Consider the following 17170-nt stretch of genomic DNA (forward strand, 5'->3'; position numbering starts at 1 on the left):
CATCATGACCACGACAGACGCACAGCGCACACAAATGGAAACAGGGCAGGGGTTTGTGGCCGCATTGGACCAGTCGGGCGGATCGACCCCCAAGGCGCTGAGCCTTTATGGCGTTGAACCTTCCGATTACTCCGGCGATGCCGAGATGTTCCAAGCCATGCACGACATGCGCGCGCGGATCATTCTGGCCGATGATTTCACCTCTGACAAAGTTCTGGGCGCGATCCTGTTCGAACGCACGATGGACAACACGATTAACGGCAAACCGGTGGCCCAACTGCTATGGGAAGACCGCGGCGTCGTGCCTTTCCTGAAGATCGACAAAGGTCTGGAAGACGAAGCAAACGGCGTGCAGCTGCTCAAACCCATGCCCGAGCTGGACGATCTGCTGAAGCGCGCGAAAGCCGCGGGTATCTTTGGCACCAAGGAGCGGTCGGTCATCCAATCGGCCAACGCTGAGGGGATCGCGTCGGTCGTGGCGCAGCAATTCGCCGTCGCCAAAACTGTCTGCGCCGCCGGTCTGGTCCCGATCATCGAGCCAGAGGTGAACATCCATTCCGAGAGCAAGGCGGAAGCCGAGGACATCCTGAAATCCGAGCTCGAGAAGCACTTGGCCACGCTGTCGGCGGAGGAACTGGTGATGCTCAAGGTGACGCTGCCAGAAGTTGCGGGGCTTTATGACAGCCTTGCGGATCACCCCAATGTGCTGCGGGTCGTAGCGCTGTCGGGCGGCTATTCCACCGAAGACGCCTGCGCGCGTTTGACGCAAAACCCCAAGATGATCGCCAGTTTCTCGCGCGCGCTGACCGAAGGGTTGAACGTCAAGATGTCGGATGCCGAGTTCAACACGGCACTGGGGCAGAACATCAGCAAGATCTACGACGCCTCTGTCGCCTAAATTGGAGTTTTCCTAAATTCCGCGGGGGTTTTCTTGGGAAGAAAACCCCTAAACAATAATGCGGATCGGTTCCTGATTGCAAAAGATCACGAGCTGGCCCGCATTCTCCACAGCGTGATAACCGCGGCGTAGCAGTTCTTGCTCGAATGCTTGGCGGCCCACATATCTTTCGACATCCCTGACATTCCGCCGCACGACACACCCGCTGCGGGCGGCCTTCGAACTGAATAGGGCGAGCATCCAGCCCTCGGGCGACAATGGAGAATACTGTTGTTTGACCATGGGGGAAACTTACCCCCGCGAAGGTAAACGTTCCTTTAATGCACGCAGCACATAGACGCGGATAGCAGAGGCCAGCCCCGCTTCAACGCCGCGCTCTGCATCGATCTGCGCCACTAGCGCATTGATCGGCATGTCCATCTCTTGCGCAAGGTCGCGCAATTCCTGCCAGAATTCATCCTCCAGCGAGATCGACGTGCGGTGACCCCGAAGGGTCACCGAATGTTTCACCGGTCGGGCGCTCATGTGTCGCGCTTATGGGCTTCCAGATTGCGCGAGATTTGCGCCAGACGGGCTTTCAAAACCTCTTTCTGGTCCTTGCTCTGGCCGAACTGTACCGCGTTTTCATCGGCACGGGCCTTGCGCGAGGCGCGGTTGCGCTCTTTCTTGACCTTGTTGAGGTTGATGGGGGCGCTCATTCTTTGGGTCCGATCATTTGCTCCGGCCGCACCACGCGGTCGAATGTTTCGGCATCGACAAAGCCCAAGGCGATTGCTTCTTCCTTGAGCGTCGTGCCGTTTTTGTGGGCCGTCTTCGCGACTTTGGTCGCGTTGTCATAGCCAATCGTGGGGGCCAGCGCTGTGACCAGCATCAGGCTTTCTTTCATCAGCTTGTCGATACGTTCGACATTGGCCTGAGTGCCGACAACCATATTGTCCGTGAAGGCCGAGGCGCTGTCGCCCAAAAGCTGCATGGATTGCAGGACGTTATAGCTCATCATCGGGTTGTAGACGTTAAGCTCGAAATGCCCTTGCGAGCCGGCAAAGCCGACGGCGGCGTCGTTACCCATGACATGGGCACAGACCATGGTCAGCGCTTCGGCCTGCGTCGGGTTCACCTTGCCCGGCATGATCGACGAACCGGGCTCGTTCTCGGGCAGGATCAACTCGCCCAGACCCGAACGCGGGCCGGACCCCAGCAAGCGCATGTCATTGGCGATCTTGAACAGCGATCCCGCAACGGTTTTCAGCGCGCCCGAGAACATGACCATCGCGTCATGAGCGGCCAGTGATTCAAACTTGTTGGGCGCGGTGACAAAGGGCAGGCCGGTGATTTCGGCCATATGCGCGGCCACGGCCTCGGCCCAGCCTTTTTTGGTGTTCAGACCGGTGCCAACGGCAGTACCGCCTTGGGCCAGTTCGTAGATATCGGGCAGGCAGGCGTTGACCCGTTCGATCCCCTTTTTCACCTGATGCGCATAGCCCGAGAATTCCTGACCCAAGGTCAGCGGTGTCGCATCCTGGGTATGGGTCCGGCCAATCTTGATGATGTCCTTGAACTCTTCGGACTTCGCGACCAAGGCATCGTGCAGTTTTTGCAGGCCGGGCAGCAGTACATCGCGGGCCTGCATGCCGATGGCGACATGCATCGCGGTGGGGAAGGTATCGTTGGACGACTGTCCCATGTTGCAGTGGTCGTTGGGGTGGACCGGATCTTTCGACCCCATCTCGCCGCCCAGCATCTCGATCGCGCGGTTCGAGATCACCTCGTTCGCGTTCATGTTCGACTGGGTGCCGGAACCGGTCTGCCAGACGACCAGCGGGAAGTTGTCGTCGAACTTGCCCTCGATCACCTCGGTCGCGGCGGCGGTGATGGCATCGGCCAGCTTCTGGTCCAGATTGCCCTGGTTCAGGTTTTCCATCGCACAGGCTTTTTTCACGACGCCAAGGGCGCGGATGATCGGCACGGGCTGTTTTTCCCACCCGATGGGGAAGTTGATGATCGACCGCTGGGTCTGCGCGCCCCAGTATTTNTCGGACGGCACTTCCAATGGGCCAAAGCTGTCGGTTTCTGTNCGGGTATCGGCCATGAAAAGGCTCCTGATCTTGGGCTTATGTCTGATCAGGGTTTACCCCGCGGGCCGCAGCGGTGCAATGAGCCGATGGCGCTAACCTTGGCGACAAGGCGCGGTGATCGGTCGATTACTTGCGGAAGCTGTCCAGCGATACAATNTCGGCGGCTTTGGGGGCTTCTTCCTCGACCTCAAGCTCGCTTTCGTCTTGTTGGGGCAGGTCTTCGTCCTCGTCCTGCTGNCCGGGTTCTTGCTGTTCGAACTTCAGGCCGAATTCCACCGACGGGTCCACAAANGTGCGGATCGCGTCGTAGGGGATATACATCGGTTCGGGCGCATCGCCAAAGTTCAACGTGACCGAGAATCCTTCCTCGGTGACCTCAAGCTTGTCGTACCAATGCTGCATGACAACGGTCATCTCGCCGGGGTAGCGGTCNGACAGCCAATCGGCCAGTTCCGCATCCGGATGNGAGGTGTCGAACGTGATNAANAAGTGATGGTTGCCGGGCAGTCCATTGGCTGCAACGTCAAGTAATACCTGACGAATTAACCCGCGCATGGCATCGTGCATCAGATTGCCATACTCAATGCTTCGGCTCATTACTTCTCTCCGGCCTTGGTTGATGGCGATAGCATACGGCATTTCGCACCAGTGAAAAGGGGGCGCAAAAATTTATAGCANCAGGCGCCAGCAAAGGGCCAATGCAGCGCTTATCGTCATCGTCAGGACAAAGCCGAACCGCAGCCCCAGCATCAACACNNCCGCCACACCNGTCANNACAGCGGCCACGGGATCAAAGCTGCNCCAATCAGGCAGAGGCACGGCCAGATGCGCCATAGGCAGCACGCGTTCAAACATCACATGCAGCGCGAACCAGACCGATAGNTTGGCAATCACGCCGACGACGGCGGCGGTAATCGCGCGCAAGGCCCCCGCCAGCCGCGGCTGCGCCGAGATCGCCTCCAGATACGGGCCGGCAAGGAAAATCCATAGAAAACAGGGCGTAAACGTCACCCAGAGCGCCAGAGCNCCGGCCGAGACCGCGCCCCATGGNCCCGATTGGGCAAAACCTGCCAGCAGGGCGACAAACTCCGTTACCAGAATGAGAGGGCCNGGCGTCGTCTCGGCCAGCCCCAAGGCGTCGATCATCTGNTCNGTGGTGATCCACCCGTGATCCTGCACCACGGTCTGCGCCATATAGGCCAGCACCGCATAGGCNCCGCCAAAGGTCACCACCGCGAGNTTCGAGAAGAANAGCCCGATCTTGAGCAGGAATTCATTCCCCATACCCCAGACAANCAGCANCGGCGACGCCCATAGCGCGACCCAAAGNCCNATNACGCCGAANGGGCGGGCAGGGCGGTGATGTAGCCCCTCAANCTCGNCCANGCTGCCGTGCCCGNTGGCACCNAAAGCNCCCCAAAGGCCNGCNCCCAGAATGANCAGCGGGAAGGGCAGACCAAAGACGAACAGAGCCACAAAGGCCAGCGCAGCCAGCACCCATCCCGCGCGCCCGTGCAANGCTTTNCGTCCCANATTGCGCAAGGCTTGAAAGACCACGACAATGACCGCCGCCTTGATGCCCATGAACGCGGCTTGAACCAAGGGAAGCTGGCCGAAATACGCATAGCCAAAGGCCAGCGCCAGNATGACCGCAGCCCCGGGGAGTACAAACAAAAGCCCCGCCAACAGCCCNCCAAGGGTGCCGCGCAGCCGCCATCCGGCATAGGTCGCCAGNTGCATNGCCTCTGGCCCGGGCAACAACATGCACAAGGACAGCGCGCGCAAAAAACCGTCTTCCGAAAGCCAGCGATGACGCTCGACCAACTCTTTGTGCATCANGGCGATCTGTGCCGCTGGCCCCCCNAAGGACAGCACCCCGATCCGCCCGAACACACGCGCCAGCAGGCCCCATTCCGGTACACTCATATCTCGCATATGCCTCTCACGATGCCCCGCGCCAGAGGTCGCAGTACCGGCCCCCGAGGTCAAGCGCCGGTGGGGCACCGATTGGCGCTGCCCGCACATATGCGCGGCGGGTTTCAAAGGATGCGGATTGTCAGGCTAGGGGGCGCAGGTTGCTATCACGCCAAACTATCGAAATCGTTGAACTCTTTGAACGGCACGTCCAGCATCCAAGNGAACCTTGATTTAAAGTCCTCGTCGTCGCGCCAATTCTCGACCTCTGTCCATCTTTCACCGACGCTGACACGCGAGTCGTTCACGTCGCTCAACGTCCGGATATACATGAGTTTCCGAGTGTCGCTGNTGTANCCNAACCGTTTTGGTGCATCCATATGGCCGATGCCGAATATGTTTTTATGGTCTTTCCTGCCAACCATCGTCAGACCCAAATTAATGAATTTAAAGCGATGTGCCCATAACTGAACCTCGTCGTCACGCAGGCCCAATGCGTANCCCTTTGGNAANGTGTAAAAATGGGGCGTGCCCTCNGCTTCGAGCGGCTCGGCTTGCGCTAGATGCGCTCGGAGCGTTNCNATGAAATCCGAAGACAGCCCGTCATCATCATCAAGGACGACTTGCGCNACAGGATCGCTCCCTGCGAATTTTGCGATTGCGTGGCGCTGAAACTTCCTCGCCGGGCCCTGCGGCGCGAATTGTATCGTGAACTTACCAGCCCCTAAACGGTCTTCNCACATATCGGTCAGCTCTGATTTTGCCCAATCGGGCATCTGATCGCTGGANAGGATGAAATGGTGAAAGTTATCGTCCGTTTGCGACGCGAGGCTCGCCAATGCGATATTGTTGAACAGCCACAGCCGCCGCAATAGCCTGTTTTTATCGAACAGCATCGCCGCNTCTTTGGAAAAGTCGCTTTGCCATCCTGACGCCCCTAGAAACGAGAACCGGGTTGAGACGAGGATTTCAGTCGATTGGGACATTGAGCGGCTTCTCTGCTTTGTGGGCGGGTAATGTATCTTATTAAAAATTATGGACTTTTNGACTNCAAGTCAAACAAACCCGCNGTGCGCGTTGAAAGTCAGGGGNCAAGGGGCTTGGGTGTTCTGCCCTTCATTCTGAAGCGGACGAAGTGCTTATGCAAGCTGCCNTTCGATTGCAGCACAGGCGATGACNNGCCTGANCATAAGCAGGCGAAAACTGCATATCATGCGCTTGAAGGTGGGAATTTAGGGGGGGGTAAGTGCAGGTTTCTGTTGCCAGGTACCTGCGAACCCCGCCTTAGGTCGCTAAACGTAAGGACTTAAGTTTCAATAGTTCCGGTCGCTTACGCGGCCATCGCCATTGGAGCACGATTGTCATTTGCAATTGTACATTTTACGCCGATAACGGTGGCAGTCAGCCGAGATAAAGCAACATCTTTAGACGTTCGTCGATCCTATTTCGACCCCATGATCCGCAAATGACGGATGNTTGGTGGAGTCGCCGGGTACCGCCCCCGGGTCCGAACCGCTTATTACATGCGCGTTTATACCCATAGTCCCGAAGGACACCCCAGATATAAGGGGCGTGATTTGCTTTGCAAGGGGAAAGCTNTGAAAACGAAAGGNGACCCGCGGCTATCGGGCCGCGTCAATCTGTTTGCTGCGGCGGGCAAAGACGGTGCGGGCGAGGGCCTGGGTNTCTTCCTCAAGCAGGGNCAGCCCTTGGGCGGCGGCGCCGGCGTCGCGGGCGGCGATNGCGGNGGCGATGTCACGATGGCGNGCGACGATGGCGTCGCGGGACCANGCGGTGAAGGTGATCATGTTCATCANCGGCTGCATCGCTTCGACNGNACCGGCGAGTTGATAGGACAGCACCGGATTGCACGNCCCATCGACCAGCGCGCGGTGAAACGCGACATCAGCCGCGCAAAAGCCCGCNTCCGACAGATCNGGGGCAGATTGCGCGGCAAGCGCGTTTTGCATCGCGTCGAGATGATGCTCCTGCCTGCGTGCCGCCGATAGGGGGGCGCAGGCGCGCTCTAGCGCGAAGCGGGCCTCGCAGGCGGTCTCGAAGCTNACGTCGTTCATNGACAAAAGCAGGGTAGAGGTGGTGATCTGCTGCGCTTGGGCGGCTTCAAAGCTGATGCGATTGACGAAAGCGCCGCCCGTTGCCCCCCGTTGNGTNCGGATCANNGATTGTGCCGCCAACCGCTTGAGCGCCTCGCGCACCGTCGCGCGCGAGACGTTGAACTGCGCCGACAGCTCCGCCTCGGAGGGGAGGCGTTCGTCCACGATCAGCACACCTTTGATGATGGCATCACGGATGTTCGCGGCAATATGGCTGGACAGATCAGAGGCGGTTTCTGGCGTGGAATTCATATGTCTTACATTTATGGTTTGGAAAAACTTTAATTGTCTGACATTAATTTTGCAAGATGTGAGTCGGCGGGCACCCCCACTGGCGCGCAGCTTGAACNCATGGAACCGAGGGGCCAGCCCCTCGGGCTCCCCGGAGTTTACTGGCAAAATGAAGCGGGCCCTGAACAGCGGTCCGAGACAGGAGAAATGATGTTTGATGCGTTGATGGTGAATAAGGACGAGGAATCCGGCAAGACCCATGCCGAGGTCACCCAGATCGACCTTGACCGTTTGCCCGAGGGGGATGTGACCGTTGCTGTCGAATATTCGACCGTGAACTACAAGGACGGGCTGTGCATCGGGCCGGGCGGCGGTTTGGTGCGCAAGTATCCCCATATTCCCGGTATCGATTTCGCAGGCACCGTGGAGGCATCGGACGATGATCGCTACAAACCCGGCGATAAGGTCGTGCTGACCGGCTGGCGTGTGGGCGAGGCCCATTGGGGCGGCTATGCGCAAAAGGCGCGTGTGAAGGCCGACTGGCTGGTGCCACTGCCGGAGGGGCTGGATACCCGCCAAGCCATGGCCGTGGGCACGGCGGGCTTTACCGCGATGCTGTCTGTCATGGCGCTGGAGGATCACGGGCTGGTGCCAGGCAACGGGCCGGTGCTGGTGACGGGTGCCGCCGGTGGCGTGGGGTCGGTCGCGGTCGCCATCCTTGCTGCATTGGGTCACGAGGTCGCCGGTGTGACGGGCCGCCCGGATACGGCGGATTATCTGAAATCGCTGGGTGCCACGCAGATCGTCGCGCGGGAAGAGTTGAACGAAACCGTTAAACGTCCGCTGGAATCCGAAACCTGGGCCGGTTGCATTGATGCCGTGGGCGGCGAGATGCTGGCGCGGGTCCTGGGGCAGATGAAATACGGCGGTTCGGTCGCGGCTGTTGGGCTGGCAGGCGGGGCAGGGTTGCCGGCCACGGTGATCCCCTTCCTGCTGCGCGGTGTGAACCTGCTGGGGATCGATTCCGTCATGCAACCCTATGACAACCGTCTGCGCGCATGGCAGCGGATCGGGAAAGACCTGCCGCTGTCCAAGCTTGAGGATATGGTCGTGCCTGCGACGCTGAGCGATTTGCCCAAGCTGGGGGCAGACATCCTCAACGGTCAGGTGCGGGGCCGTGTTGTGGTTGATGTGAACGGCTAAACCACCGGCACGACGGTTACGATTTGTCTGGCGGCGGCCCCTTGGGGTCGCCGTTTGGCGTATTTAGGGACTGGTACTGCCTTGACCTTGCGGGGGCAGCACTAGCTTTGCATCACCTTAACGCAAAGTGTGACATGTCCGACAAAAGCCCCTTCCTTCTTTGGTATCGCCGCGATTTGCGGCTTAGCGATCATCCGGCCCTATCTGCCGCTGCAAACGCGGGGCGGCCCGTGATACCCGTCTTTATCAAGGACAAGAGTGTCGACGCCCTTGGCGCGGCACCGAAATGGCGTCTGGGGTTGGGGATCGGGGCGCTTGCGGACAGTCTTGAGGGGGTGTCGAGCAGGCTGATCTTGCGTGAAGGCGATGCGCTTGAGGTATTACAGGCTCTGATCAAGGAGACGGGCGCGGGCACCGTCTATTGGTCGCGGCTTTATGATCCAGACAGCGTGAAACGCGACAGCAAGATCAAAGAGACCCTGTGCAGCGACGGGATAGAGGCGAAATCCTTTGGGGGGCACGTCATGTTCGAGCCCTGGACGGTCGAGACCAAGGCGGGCGACTGCTATAAGGTCTACACGCCGTTCTGGAACAACGTCAAATCCCGTGATGTCGAGCCGCCGCTGTCCGCACCTTCAGACCTGCCCGCGCCGGAAAGCTGGCCCGACAGTGATGCGCTGGACGGTTGGGACCTGGGGGCTGGAATGGACCGTGGTGCCGATGTGGTGCGCCCGTTTGTCTGTCTGGGCGAGAAAGCCGCGCAGTCGCGGCTGGGGGTCTTCATGGCGCATGGGGTGGCCGACTATAAGCAGACCCGTGACATTCCCGGCACCGATGGCACGTCGAACCTGTCGGAAAACCTGTCGCTGGGTGAGATCAGCCCGCATCAATGCTGGCACGCCGCACAGCGCGCCTTGCATGACGGTAAACAGGGGGCGGAGACCTTTCTGAAAGAGCTGGTGTGGCGCGAGTTTGCCTATCACCTGATGCATCACACGCCACGGATGCTGACCGATAATTGGCGCGAGGAATGGGATGCCTTCCCCTGGAACGAGGATGAACGCCGCGCCGAGGTGAAGGCCTGGAAACAGGGGCGCACGGGCGAACCCTTTGTCGATGCCGCCATGCGCGAGCTCTATGTCACCGGCCGCATGCATAACCGGGGCCGCATGATCGTCGCGAGCTATCTGACGAAACATCTGATGTGTCACTGGCGCATCGGGCAGAAGTGGTTTGAACATTGCCTGATCGACTGGGACCCCGCGAGCAATGCGATGGGGTGGCAATGGGCGGCGGGGTCGGGGCCGGATGCGTCTCCGTATTTCCGCGTGTTCAACCCCGAGACACAGCTGGATAAATTTGATAAGAATAGAGACTACGCCAGTCGCTGGATCGCCGAAGGGCGCGCCAATCCGCATAAGGACGCGCTTGCGTTCTTTGATGCGATCCCGCGCAGTTGGCCCTTGTCGGCGGATGATGACTATCCCGAACAGATCATCGCACTGGACGAAGGGCGCGAACGGGCCCTTGAAACCTACAAGGGGCGAAACTTTTAACCTTTATGAAACGTGGATCTCCCACGTAACACCCATAAACCAATAAGATACGCGTCCAAGCGCATACAGGAGAGCGAATGATTTTGACCAGCACCGAGGGGCAAACTGCCCTTCCACGATATTTCTCGCGTGTTTTTGCGATGGCGCAGGAAATGCAAAACGGGCAGGTCGACTTTGTTTTGCCCGACGGGCGGTGCTTTCGCNCAACCGGAAAGAACCCGCTGCCCATTGCGGAAATCCGTATCCATAACAATGACTTGTTCGCGCGTCTTATCAGGGAGGGTGATCTTGGTTTNAGCGATGCCTACCTTGACGAATGGTGGAGCACACCGGACCTGCAGGCCTTTATGGACGTGGCCCATGCGAATGAGGATATCTACGATTCATTCCCCGGCATGGGGTTGATCCGNAAATTTGAATCCCTGCGCTTCTGGTTGCAGCGCAACAGCAAGAAGCAAGCGCGTAAGAACATCAGCTATCACTATGATTTGGGGAATGATTTCTACAAATTGTGGCTTGATGACACGATGACCTATTCAAGCGCGCTTTTCGAGGACGGCTTTCAACAATCGCTAGAGGCGGCGCAGACCGCGAAATATGCCTCTATGGTGGATCAGATGGGGGTCTCGGCTGGGGACCATGTGCTGGAAATCGGCTGCGGCTGGGGCGGTTTCGCTGAATATGCAGCGAAGGAACGCGGGCTCAAGGTGACGTGCCTCACGATCAGCAAAGAGCANTTTAACTACGCCAAAGAACGTATTGAAAACGCGGGCTTGGCAGATGTTGTTCAGTTCAAGCTTCAAGATTACCGTGACGAGCGTGGCACCTACGATGGTATTGCCAGCATCGAGATGTTCGAAGCCGTTGGAGAACAGTATTGGCCGTCGTATTTCAACACGTTGCACGNCTGTCTTAAACCTGGATGTCAAGCGACCCTGCAAATCATCACCGTGCCGGATCGTCGCTGGAAGGTGTACAAGCGAGGCGTTGATTTCATTCAGAAATATATCTTTCCGGGTGGTATGCTGCCTAGCCCTACGNTGTTGAAGCAACAGGTTGAGAGTGCTGGATTAGCCGTTGAAAAGTCTATCGAATTNGGGAAAAGTTACGACGTCACGCTGCGCCGCTGGCATACGACCTTCAANGAGAAGTGGGAAGAGATCGCGCGCATGGGCTTTGACGAACGCTTCAAGCGGATGTGGGATTTCTACCTCACCTCTTGCGCGTCTACCTTTGACAGCGGCAATTGCGATGTGACACAGATTACCGTGAAGCGTCCGGCCTGAGGGCGCATTGCTTGTAGTCTAAGGAAATCCCGATGCCGACCGCTGCCCGCCTGACAGCCGCTTTCTGCCTGGCGCTGATGGGCTTTGCCCTTTCNCGCATGATCATGCCCCTGATGCCTGAATCCACCCAGTTCGGGTATTTCATTCCCACCAATACTGCCCTCGGGCTCGCGGTCGGGTGGCGGGTCATGGGGGCACGTGCGGGCGGTGGCGTTTCCGAAGGGATCACCATCGGGCTGACCGGTGCCGTGGTTCTNGTGTTCTGGGGGCTGTTCATCCAGGCAGGCCGCGAGATGATCGAGAACGCGATGATGCACCGCTATGGCGGTGTCGGAGAGGCGCTGGTGGGCATGATCGGTATNGGTGCCGAATACTTCCTGATNATGGCGACNGTGCCGATCATCGCGGTCGTGTTGATTGGCGGTNCCGTCAGTGGCGTGATCACAAACCTTATCGACAGCAAGTTCCCTTAAGCCGATGACAGATCTTTTNCTCTATGGGTCGTTGCGGCATGTNCCGCTGCTTGAAATNGTGATGGGGCGCGCGGCGGACCGGCTTGNCATCTCGCCGGACCGTTTGCCGGATCACATCGCCTTGTCCGTGGTCGAGGGGCCGTTCCCTTGCATCGTGNCGGCACCGGGCCAATCNGCCGAAGGGTTGTTGCTGCGCGGGNTGGGGCAGAACGATCTGGACCGGTTGAATTTCTACGANGGNAGCTTTGCCTACGACNTGCANGAAATCANGTTGGAAAGCGGCGCAANNGCTTTGGGCTATTTCGCGCGGCCCGATCAATGGACAACACGTGACCCGTGGTCGCTGNCNCAGTGGCAGGCAGACTGGGGTGCGCTCAGCTGCTTTGCNGCGCGCGAGGTGATGGATTATTTCGGCGTCTANACNGCCGACCGCGTGGCGCAGATGTTCCCGATGATCCGGTCACGGGCAGCGGCGCAGGTGAATGCGCTTCGGTCGAAACACGGGGCAGGGACGCTGGACGGCAAGGTCCGGATCGACCGGATTGACCGCGCCTATACCAATTATTTCGCGCTGAACGAATATCACCTCGCGCACGAGCGTTTCGATGGCACGATGACCGATGTGCTGGAGCGTGCGGTCTTCGTNGCGACCGATGCCGCGCTGGTGCTGCCCTATGATCCGGTGCGGGATCGGGTGATGCTGGTAGAGCAGCTGCGCATGGGGCCGGTGGCGCGGGGGGATCGCGCGCAGTGGCANCTTGAACCCATCGCGGGCCGTGTTGATCCGGGCGAAAGCCCCGAAGACGCCGCGCACCGCGAGGCGCAAGAAGAAGCGGGTCTGACCCTGCGCAAGCTTGAAAAAATCGCGGAAGTCTACGCCTCTCCGGGGGATTCTACGGAATTTTTCTATATCTATCTGGGCCTTGCCGATTTGCCCGATNNTAGCACCGGNGTGAACGGGCTTGAGGCCGAAAACGAGGATATCCGGTCCCATCTCATCGGCTTTGATGCGCTGATGACCATGGTAGACCAGCTTGAAGCTGCCAATGCGCCGCTGGTGATTGCCGCTTACTGGCTTGCGCGGCATCGGGAACGCTTGAGGTTGGAAGCGCCCGCCGCTACACCGGANGTAACTTGATTTAGGAGCATCCCATGCACGTCGCATCTGATCTGGCGCAGGCCATTGGCAACACCCCTCTTATTCGTCTGCGCAAGGCGAGCGAGGAAACCGGCTGCGAGATATACGGCAAGGCAGAATTCATGAACCCCGGCCAGTCGGTCAAGGACCGNGCNGCGCTGTTCATCATTCAGGATGCCATCGCCAAGGGCACGCTGAAACCCGGCGGCACGATTGTNGAAGGCACGGCAGGCAACACCGGTATCGGGCTGGCACTNGTCGGCGCATCGATGGGGTTCAAAACCGTGATCGTCATTCCTGAAACGCAAAGTCAGGAAAAGAAAGACATGCTGCGCCTTGCCGGGGCCGAGCTGGTGCAGGTGCCCGCGGCACCCTACCGCAACCCCAACAACTTTGTGCGCTACTCGGAGCGGCTCGCNAATGAACTGGCGCGCACCACGAACGAAGGNGTGATCTGGGCCAACCAGTTCGACAACGTNGCCAACCGTCAGGCGCATATCGAAACCACCGGCCCCGAGATCTGGGAGCAGACCGGCGGCAAGGTGGACGGATTCTGCTGTGCGGTAGGATCTGGCGGCACGCTGGCCGGGATCGGCATGGCGTTGCAGCCCAAGGGCGTGAAGATCGCGATTGCCGACCCGGACGGGGCCGCGCTGCATAACTATTACACCAAGGGTGAACTGGTCGCCGAAGGCGGATCAATCGCTGAAGGTATCGGTCAGGTTCGCATCACCAAGAACCTCGAAGGGTTCACGCCCGATTTCAGCTATAACGTCTCGGACGCAGAGGCACTGCCCTATGTCTTTGACCTGCTGCAGCACGAAGGGCTTTGCCTTGGGGCGTCGTCGGGTGTGAACGTCGCCGGTGCGGTGCGTCTGGCCAAGGATATGGGGCCGGGGCATACCATCGTGACGATCCTGTGCGACTTTGGCACGCGCTATCAGTCGAAACTGTTTAACCCCGACTTCCTGCGCGAAAAAGATCTGCCCGTGCCCGCTTGGTTGGACCGCGCCCCACAATCCATTCCCGGCGTCTTCGAAGACCAATGATCGCGACGCTCAGGGGGCTTCTGGCCTGCGGTCTTCTGGCGCTTTGCCTGACGACCGCGGCTTTCGCGCAGACCGACGTCGAGAAAACGGCGGAGCAATGGGATAGTGTTGCGGTCAAGGCGGAACAATCGGTTGAAAAGGCCGACACACCGACTTCCGAGCTCGACAGCCTGCGCGGGCGTATCGTCAACTACCGGTCCGAGTTCGAGGCCGCGCGCACGCTGAACGCTGAACGTATCGCGGCGCTGCGTGACCAGCTTGCCGCCTTGGGCACAGCGCCCGAGGGCGAAAATGCCGAACCCGAAGCGCCAGAGGTGGCCAAGACCCGCGCCGACATCAACCAGCAGTTGAACGCGCTGCTGGCCCCCGTGCAGATCGCAGAGCGCGAGTTTCTGCGCGCAGACGGGCTGGTGCGCGAGATCGACAAGATTATTCGCGAACGCCAGACCGAGCGGCTGTTACGCACCACGCCGTCGCCGCTGAACCCCGTCTATTGGGGGCCCGCGCTGGTCGAGATGCAGGATGCCTTTGCCGCTTTCTGGCAGGAAAGTGCTGAACAGAATACAGACAGCGCGCTGAATACGTTGGAAAACAACCTGCCGACCGTTTTCTTCGCGGGTATTGCCGGCTTGCTCTTGCTGTTCCGCGGCCGTGTCTGGGCGATGAAGATTGCGCATACCCTGCGCGCTCATCAGGCGCGCGGCATGGGGATCTGGCGCTTTGTCGTCTCCCTGTTGCGCATCCTGTTCCCGCTGGTGGGGCTCTACCTGCTGACCATCGCGGCACGGCAATCGGGTTTTCTGGGCACACGCGCGACACAGGTCGTTGAATTGCTGCCGCTGATCGGCCTGCTTATCTTCGGGTTCCGCTGGGTGTCCGAACGGGTCTTTGCCCGCGAAGAAGACGAAGCGCTTTTGCCGCTGTCTGCACAGCAACGTAAATCCGCACGGCTCTACGTGAACGCGATCACCTTCGTGATGATCCTGTCTATCGTGGCGCTGACGGTGCTTGAGATCGGCGACCCCAGCTTGGCGACACGCGCGGTAGTGCAATTCCCGCTGGCGGTGCTGACCAGCCTCGCGCTGTTCCAGATCGGTCGTATCCTGCGCAGCTACCGTGAACCCGAAGAGGATACGCCAGACGCGGATGGCATGACCAAAGCATCGTCCCATGCGCGGGTTGTACGCAGTACCGGGTTGGGGGCTATTGCGGTCTCTGTGGTGGCACCGCTGCTTTTTGCCTTTGGCTATCAGGATCTGTCGGATGCGATCCTGCGCCCCTATGTGACGACGCTAGCGGTGCTGGGGCTGGTCATGGCGCTGCAACGCTTTTCTGCTGAAGTCTATGGCGCGATCACGGGGCAGGGCATTGCCGCACGCGAAGCGCTGATGCCGCTGTTCTTCGGTCTGATTTTGCTATTGCTGGCGATGCCCGTGCTTGCGCTGGTCTGGGGCGCACGGGTCGCTGACCTGACCGAGTTATGGGCCGCATTTTCGCGCGGGTTCACCATCGGAGAAAGCCAGATCTCGCCGTCGAACCTACTGGCCTTCGCGGTTATCTTTGCGATCGGCTATCTGCTCACTCGGCTGCTGCAAGGGGCGCTGCGCAGCAATGTTCTGCCCAAGACCAAGATCGACATCGGCGGGCAGAACGCGCTGCTGTCGGGGCTGGGCTACGTCGGGATTTTTCTGGCCGCGCTGGCCGCGATCACGGGGGCGGGCATTGACCTTAGCTCGCTTGCCATCGTCGCCGGTGCACTGTCGGTCGGTATCGGTTTCGGTCTGCAGAACATTGTCAGCAACTTCGTCTCGGGGATCATCCTGCTGATCGAACGCCCCATTTCCGAAGGCGACTGGATCGAGGTCGGTGGCAAGTCCGGCTATGTGCGCGATATTTCGGTGCGGTCCACGCGGATCGAAACCTTTGACCGCACCGATGTCATCGTCCCGAATGCCGATCTTGTCAGCGGTACGGTGACCAACTTTACCCGTGGCAATACCGTGGGGCGGGTCATCATCTCGGTCGGGGTGGCCTATGGCACCGATACCCGCCGCGTCGAAGCGATCCTGCGCGAGATCGCGGAGGACCAGCCGCTGGTGCTTGCGAACCCCGCGCCGAATGTGCTGCTGGTGAGCTTCGGGGCCGACGCGCTGGAGTTCGAGATCCGTGCCTTCCTGCGGGACGTGAATTGGATGATGTCGGTCAAAAGCGATATCAACCACGCCATCGTCGAACGCTTTGCCGCCGAAAACATCGAGGTGCCCTTTCCCCAGCGGGACGTATGGCTGCGCACCCGCGCCGGCGAAAAACCCTCTAAGCAGGATGGAGAGGACAGTTGAACGAGCCCATCTACCTCACCGACGCCTATGCCCGCGACAGCGCCGCCAAAGTCATCGCCATCACCGACGAGGGCGGGATCGTGCTGGACCGGACGGTGTTCTATCCCACGGGCGGCGGGCAACCGGGGGACAGCGGTTGGCTGAACTGGGACAAGCAGCGCATGCCGATCGCGACAACGGTCAAGGGGCTGGACGGGTCCATCATTCTGGTTCCGGCCGAACCCGAGGAAATCCCCCAGCCGGGCACCCATGTCACGCAGAAGCTGGATTGGGACCGCCGGCACCGGCACATGCGGGTGCACAGCCTGCTGCATCTGTTGTCCGTTGTCGTGCCGTTCCCCGTGGTGGGAGGGCAAATCTCTGCCACGCATGGGCGGCTGGACTTTGACCTTGCCGATGCGCCAGAGGATCGCGACGGCATCGAGGACGCGCTGGCGTCCTATATCGCGCAGGATTTGCCGATCACGGATCACTGGATCACCCAAGAGGAATTGCAAGCCGCGCCTGAGCTGGTCAAGACGTTATCCGTCGCACCACCGGTCACGGCGGCCAACGTGCGTCTGGTGCAAATCGGAGAGGGTGACGCATGGATCGACCTGCAGCCCTGCGGCGGTACGCACGTTGCCCGCACCGGAGAGATTGGCGCGGTACGCCTTGGCAAGATTGAGAAAAAGGGGCGCGGCACCCGTCGGATCTACGTCCATCTCGACAGCTGAACGGCGCATTGAAATCTTGTTGAATTTCGCGCGTTTTACCCCTTGCACCCCGCCTGCAGGTCACGTTAAACACCCCCTCAATGGACAGGTGGCCGAGTGGTCGAAGGCGCACGCCTGGAAAGTGTGTAGGCGGGAGACCGTCTCCAGGGTTCGAATCCCTGTCTGTCCGCCATACCCC

Annotated in this window: 17 protein-coding genes, 1 tRNA gene and 1 other RNA gene; 10 read left to right on the top strand and 9 right to left on the bottom strand. The window is 59.7% G+C overall.

The features are described 5' to 3' along the window. Window positions 1–4: 4 nt before the first annotated feature. Window positions 5–898 carry a fructose bisphosphate aldolase gene (locus CBB63_RS13740; RefSeq protein ID WP_074634870.1) on the top strand — a complete coding sequence of 298 codons (894 nt, stop codon included), beginning with the start codon at window positions 5–7 and terminating at the stop codon, window positions 896–898. 48 nt (window positions 899–946) lie between these two features. Here CBB63_RS13740 and CBB63_RS13745 read toward each other — a convergent pair whose 3' ends face one another. The 9 genes from CBB63_RS13745 to CBB63_RS13785 all read right to left on the bottom strand — a co-directional run bounded on the left by CBB63_RS13745 (window position 947) and on the right by CBB63_RS13785 (window position 7253). Beyond that, window positions 947–1180: an N-(5'-phosphoribosyl)anthranilate isomerase gene (locus tag CBB63_RS13745; RefSeq protein WP_286699554.1), complete on the bottom strand. Its 234-nt coding sequence runs from the start codon at window positions 1178–1180 to the stop codon at window positions 947–949. A 9-nt stretch (window positions 1181–1189) separates the two neighbouring features. After that, on the bottom strand, window positions 1190–1423 hold the full coding sequence (locus tag CBB63_RS13750) for a ribbon-helix-helix domain-containing protein (protein ID WP_064216470.1): 234 nt from the start codon (window positions 1421–1423) through the stop codon (window positions 1190–1192). Beyond that, a complete protein-coding gene (locus CBB63_RS13755; protein WP_005853675.1) occupies window positions 1420–1596 on the bottom strand; it encodes a DUF4169 family protein in 177 nt (58 codons plus the stop codon). Before CBB63_RS13755 ends, CBB63_RS13750 begins: the two co-directional genes overlap by 4 nt. Further along, complete coding sequence (gene fumC, locus CBB63_RS13760; RefSeq protein ID WP_286699555.1) at window positions 1593–2987, bottom strand: class II fumarate hydratase; 1395 nt, start codon at window positions 2985–2987, stop codon at window positions 1593–1595. Before fumC ends, CBB63_RS13755 begins: the two co-directional genes overlap by 4 nt. Before the next feature lie 112 nt (window positions 2988–3099). Beyond that, window positions 3100–3570 (bottom strand): SspB family protein, encoded by a 471-nt coding sequence (locus CBB63_RS13765; protein WP_286699556.1) that lies wholly within the window; start codon window positions 3568–3570, stop codon window positions 3100–3102. A 72-nt stretch (window positions 3571–3642) separates the two neighbouring features. After that, window positions 3643–4899: a chromate efflux transporter gene (gene chrA / locus CBB63_RS13770; protein ID WP_286699557.1), complete on the bottom strand. Its 1257-nt coding sequence runs from the start codon at window positions 4897–4899 to the stop codon at window positions 3643–3645. A gap of 155 nt (window positions 4900–5054) precedes the next feature. Then, window positions 5055–5873, bottom strand: coding sequence for a glycosyltransferase (locus tag CBB63_RS13775; protein ID WP_286699558.1), 819 nt, complete (start codon window positions 5871–5873; stop codon window positions 5055–5057). Window positions 5874–6132: 259 nt separating this feature from the next. Then, window positions 6133–6479: a transfer-messenger RNA gene (gene ssrA, locus CBB63_RS13780) on the bottom strand. Between the two features lie 30 nt (window positions 6480–6509). Next, a complete protein-coding gene (locus tag CBB63_RS13785; RefSeq protein WP_286699559.1) occupies window positions 6510–7253 on the bottom strand; it encodes a FadR/GntR family transcriptional regulator in 744 nt (247 codons plus the stop codon). 189 nt (window positions 7254–7442) lie between these two features. On the opposite strand from CBB63_RS13785, the gene acuI reads away from it, so the two are divergent. The 9 genes from acuI (at window position 7443) to CBB63_RS13830 (ending at window position 17164) form a co-directional block, all read left to right on the top strand. Then, window positions 7443–8435 carry an acrylyl-CoA reductase (NADPH) gene (gene acuI, locus CBB63_RS13790; protein WP_039912037.1) on the top strand — a complete coding sequence of 331 codons (993 nt, stop codon included), beginning with the start codon at window positions 7443–7445 and terminating at the stop codon, window positions 8433–8435. A gap of 134 nt (window positions 8436–8569) precedes the next feature. Continuing rightward, window positions 8570–9991, top strand: a complete 1422-nt coding sequence (locus CBB63_RS13795) for a cryptochrome/photolyase family protein (protein WP_286699560.1) — start codon at window positions 8570–8572, stop codon at window positions 9989–9991. A 77-nt stretch (window positions 9992–10068) separates the two neighbouring features. Beyond that, a complete protein-coding gene (locus CBB63_RS13800; protein ID WP_286699561.1) occupies window positions 10069–11277 on the top strand; it encodes an SAM-dependent methyltransferase in 1209 nt (402 codons plus the stop codon). A 32-nt stretch (window positions 11278–11309) separates the two neighbouring features. Further along, window positions 11310–11750 (top strand): TrgA family protein, encoded by a 441-nt coding sequence (locus CBB63_RS13805; RefSeq protein ID WP_286699562.1) that lies wholly within the window; start codon window positions 11310–11312, stop codon window positions 11748–11750. Window positions 11751–12201: 451 nt separating this feature from the next. Next, window positions 12202–12888 (top strand): NUDIX domain-containing protein, encoded by a 687-nt coding sequence (locus tag CBB63_RS16425; RefSeq protein ID WP_502695942.1) that lies wholly within the window; start codon window positions 12202–12204, stop codon window positions 12886–12888. A gap of 14 nt (window positions 12889–12902) precedes the next feature. Beyond that, on the top strand, window positions 12903–13937 hold the full coding sequence (locus CBB63_RS13815) for a cysteine synthase A (protein ID WP_005853660.1): 1035 nt from the start codon (window positions 12903–12905) through the stop codon (window positions 13935–13937). After that, window positions 13934–16276: a DUF3772 domain-containing protein gene (locus CBB63_RS13820; protein ID WP_286699564.1), complete on the top strand. Its 2343-nt coding sequence runs from the start codon at window positions 13934–13936 to the stop codon at window positions 16274–16276. Before CBB63_RS13815 ends, CBB63_RS13820 begins: the two co-directional genes overlap by 4 nt. Beyond that, window positions 16273–16992, top strand: a complete 720-nt coding sequence (locus tag CBB63_RS13825; protein ID WP_005853657.1) for an alanyl-tRNA editing protein — start codon at window positions 16273–16275, stop codon at window positions 16990–16992. Before CBB63_RS13820 ends, CBB63_RS13825 begins: the two co-directional genes overlap by 4 nt. A gap of 82 nt (window positions 16993–17074) precedes the next feature. Beyond that, window positions 17075–17164 (top strand) — tRNA-Ser (locus tag CBB63_RS13830). Window positions 17165–17170: the final 6 nt, after the last annotated feature.

Origin of the sequence: Sulfitobacter sp. TMED3, assembly GCF_002167505.1 — a bacterium.
GTDB classification, from domain to species: Bacteria; Pseudomonadota; Alphaproteobacteria; order Rhodobacterales; family Rhodobacteraceae; genus Sulfitobacter; species Sulfitobacter pontiacus.

Coding starts and splice junctions, on each gene's coding strand:
- CBB63_RS13740 (WP_074634870.1), top strand. CDS start 5: ATGACCACGACAGACGCACAGCGCACACAAATGGAAACAGGGCAGGGG.
- CBB63_RS13745 (WP_286699554.1), bottom strand. CDS start 1,180: ATGGTCAAACAACAGTATTCTCCATTGTCGCCCGAGGGCTGGATGCTC.
- CBB63_RS13750 (WP_064216470.1), bottom strand. CDS start 1,423: ATGAGCGCCCGACCGGTGAAACATTCGGTGACCCTTCGGGGTCACCGC.
- CBB63_RS13755 (WP_005853675.1), bottom strand. CDS start 1,596: ATGAGCGCCCCCATCAACCTCAACAAGGTCAAGAAAGAGCGCAACCGC.
- acuI (WP_039912037.1), top strand. CDS start 7,443: ATGTTTGATGCGTTGATGGTGAATAAGGACGAGGAATCCGGCAAGACC.
- CBB63_RS13795 (WP_286699560.1), top strand. CDS start 8,570: ATGTCCGACAAAAGCCCCTTCCTTCTTTGGTATCGCCGCGATTTGCGG.
- CBB63_RS13820 (WP_286699564.1), top strand. CDS start 13,934: ATGATCGCGACGCTCAGGGGGCTTCTGGCCTGCGGTCTTCTGGCGCTT.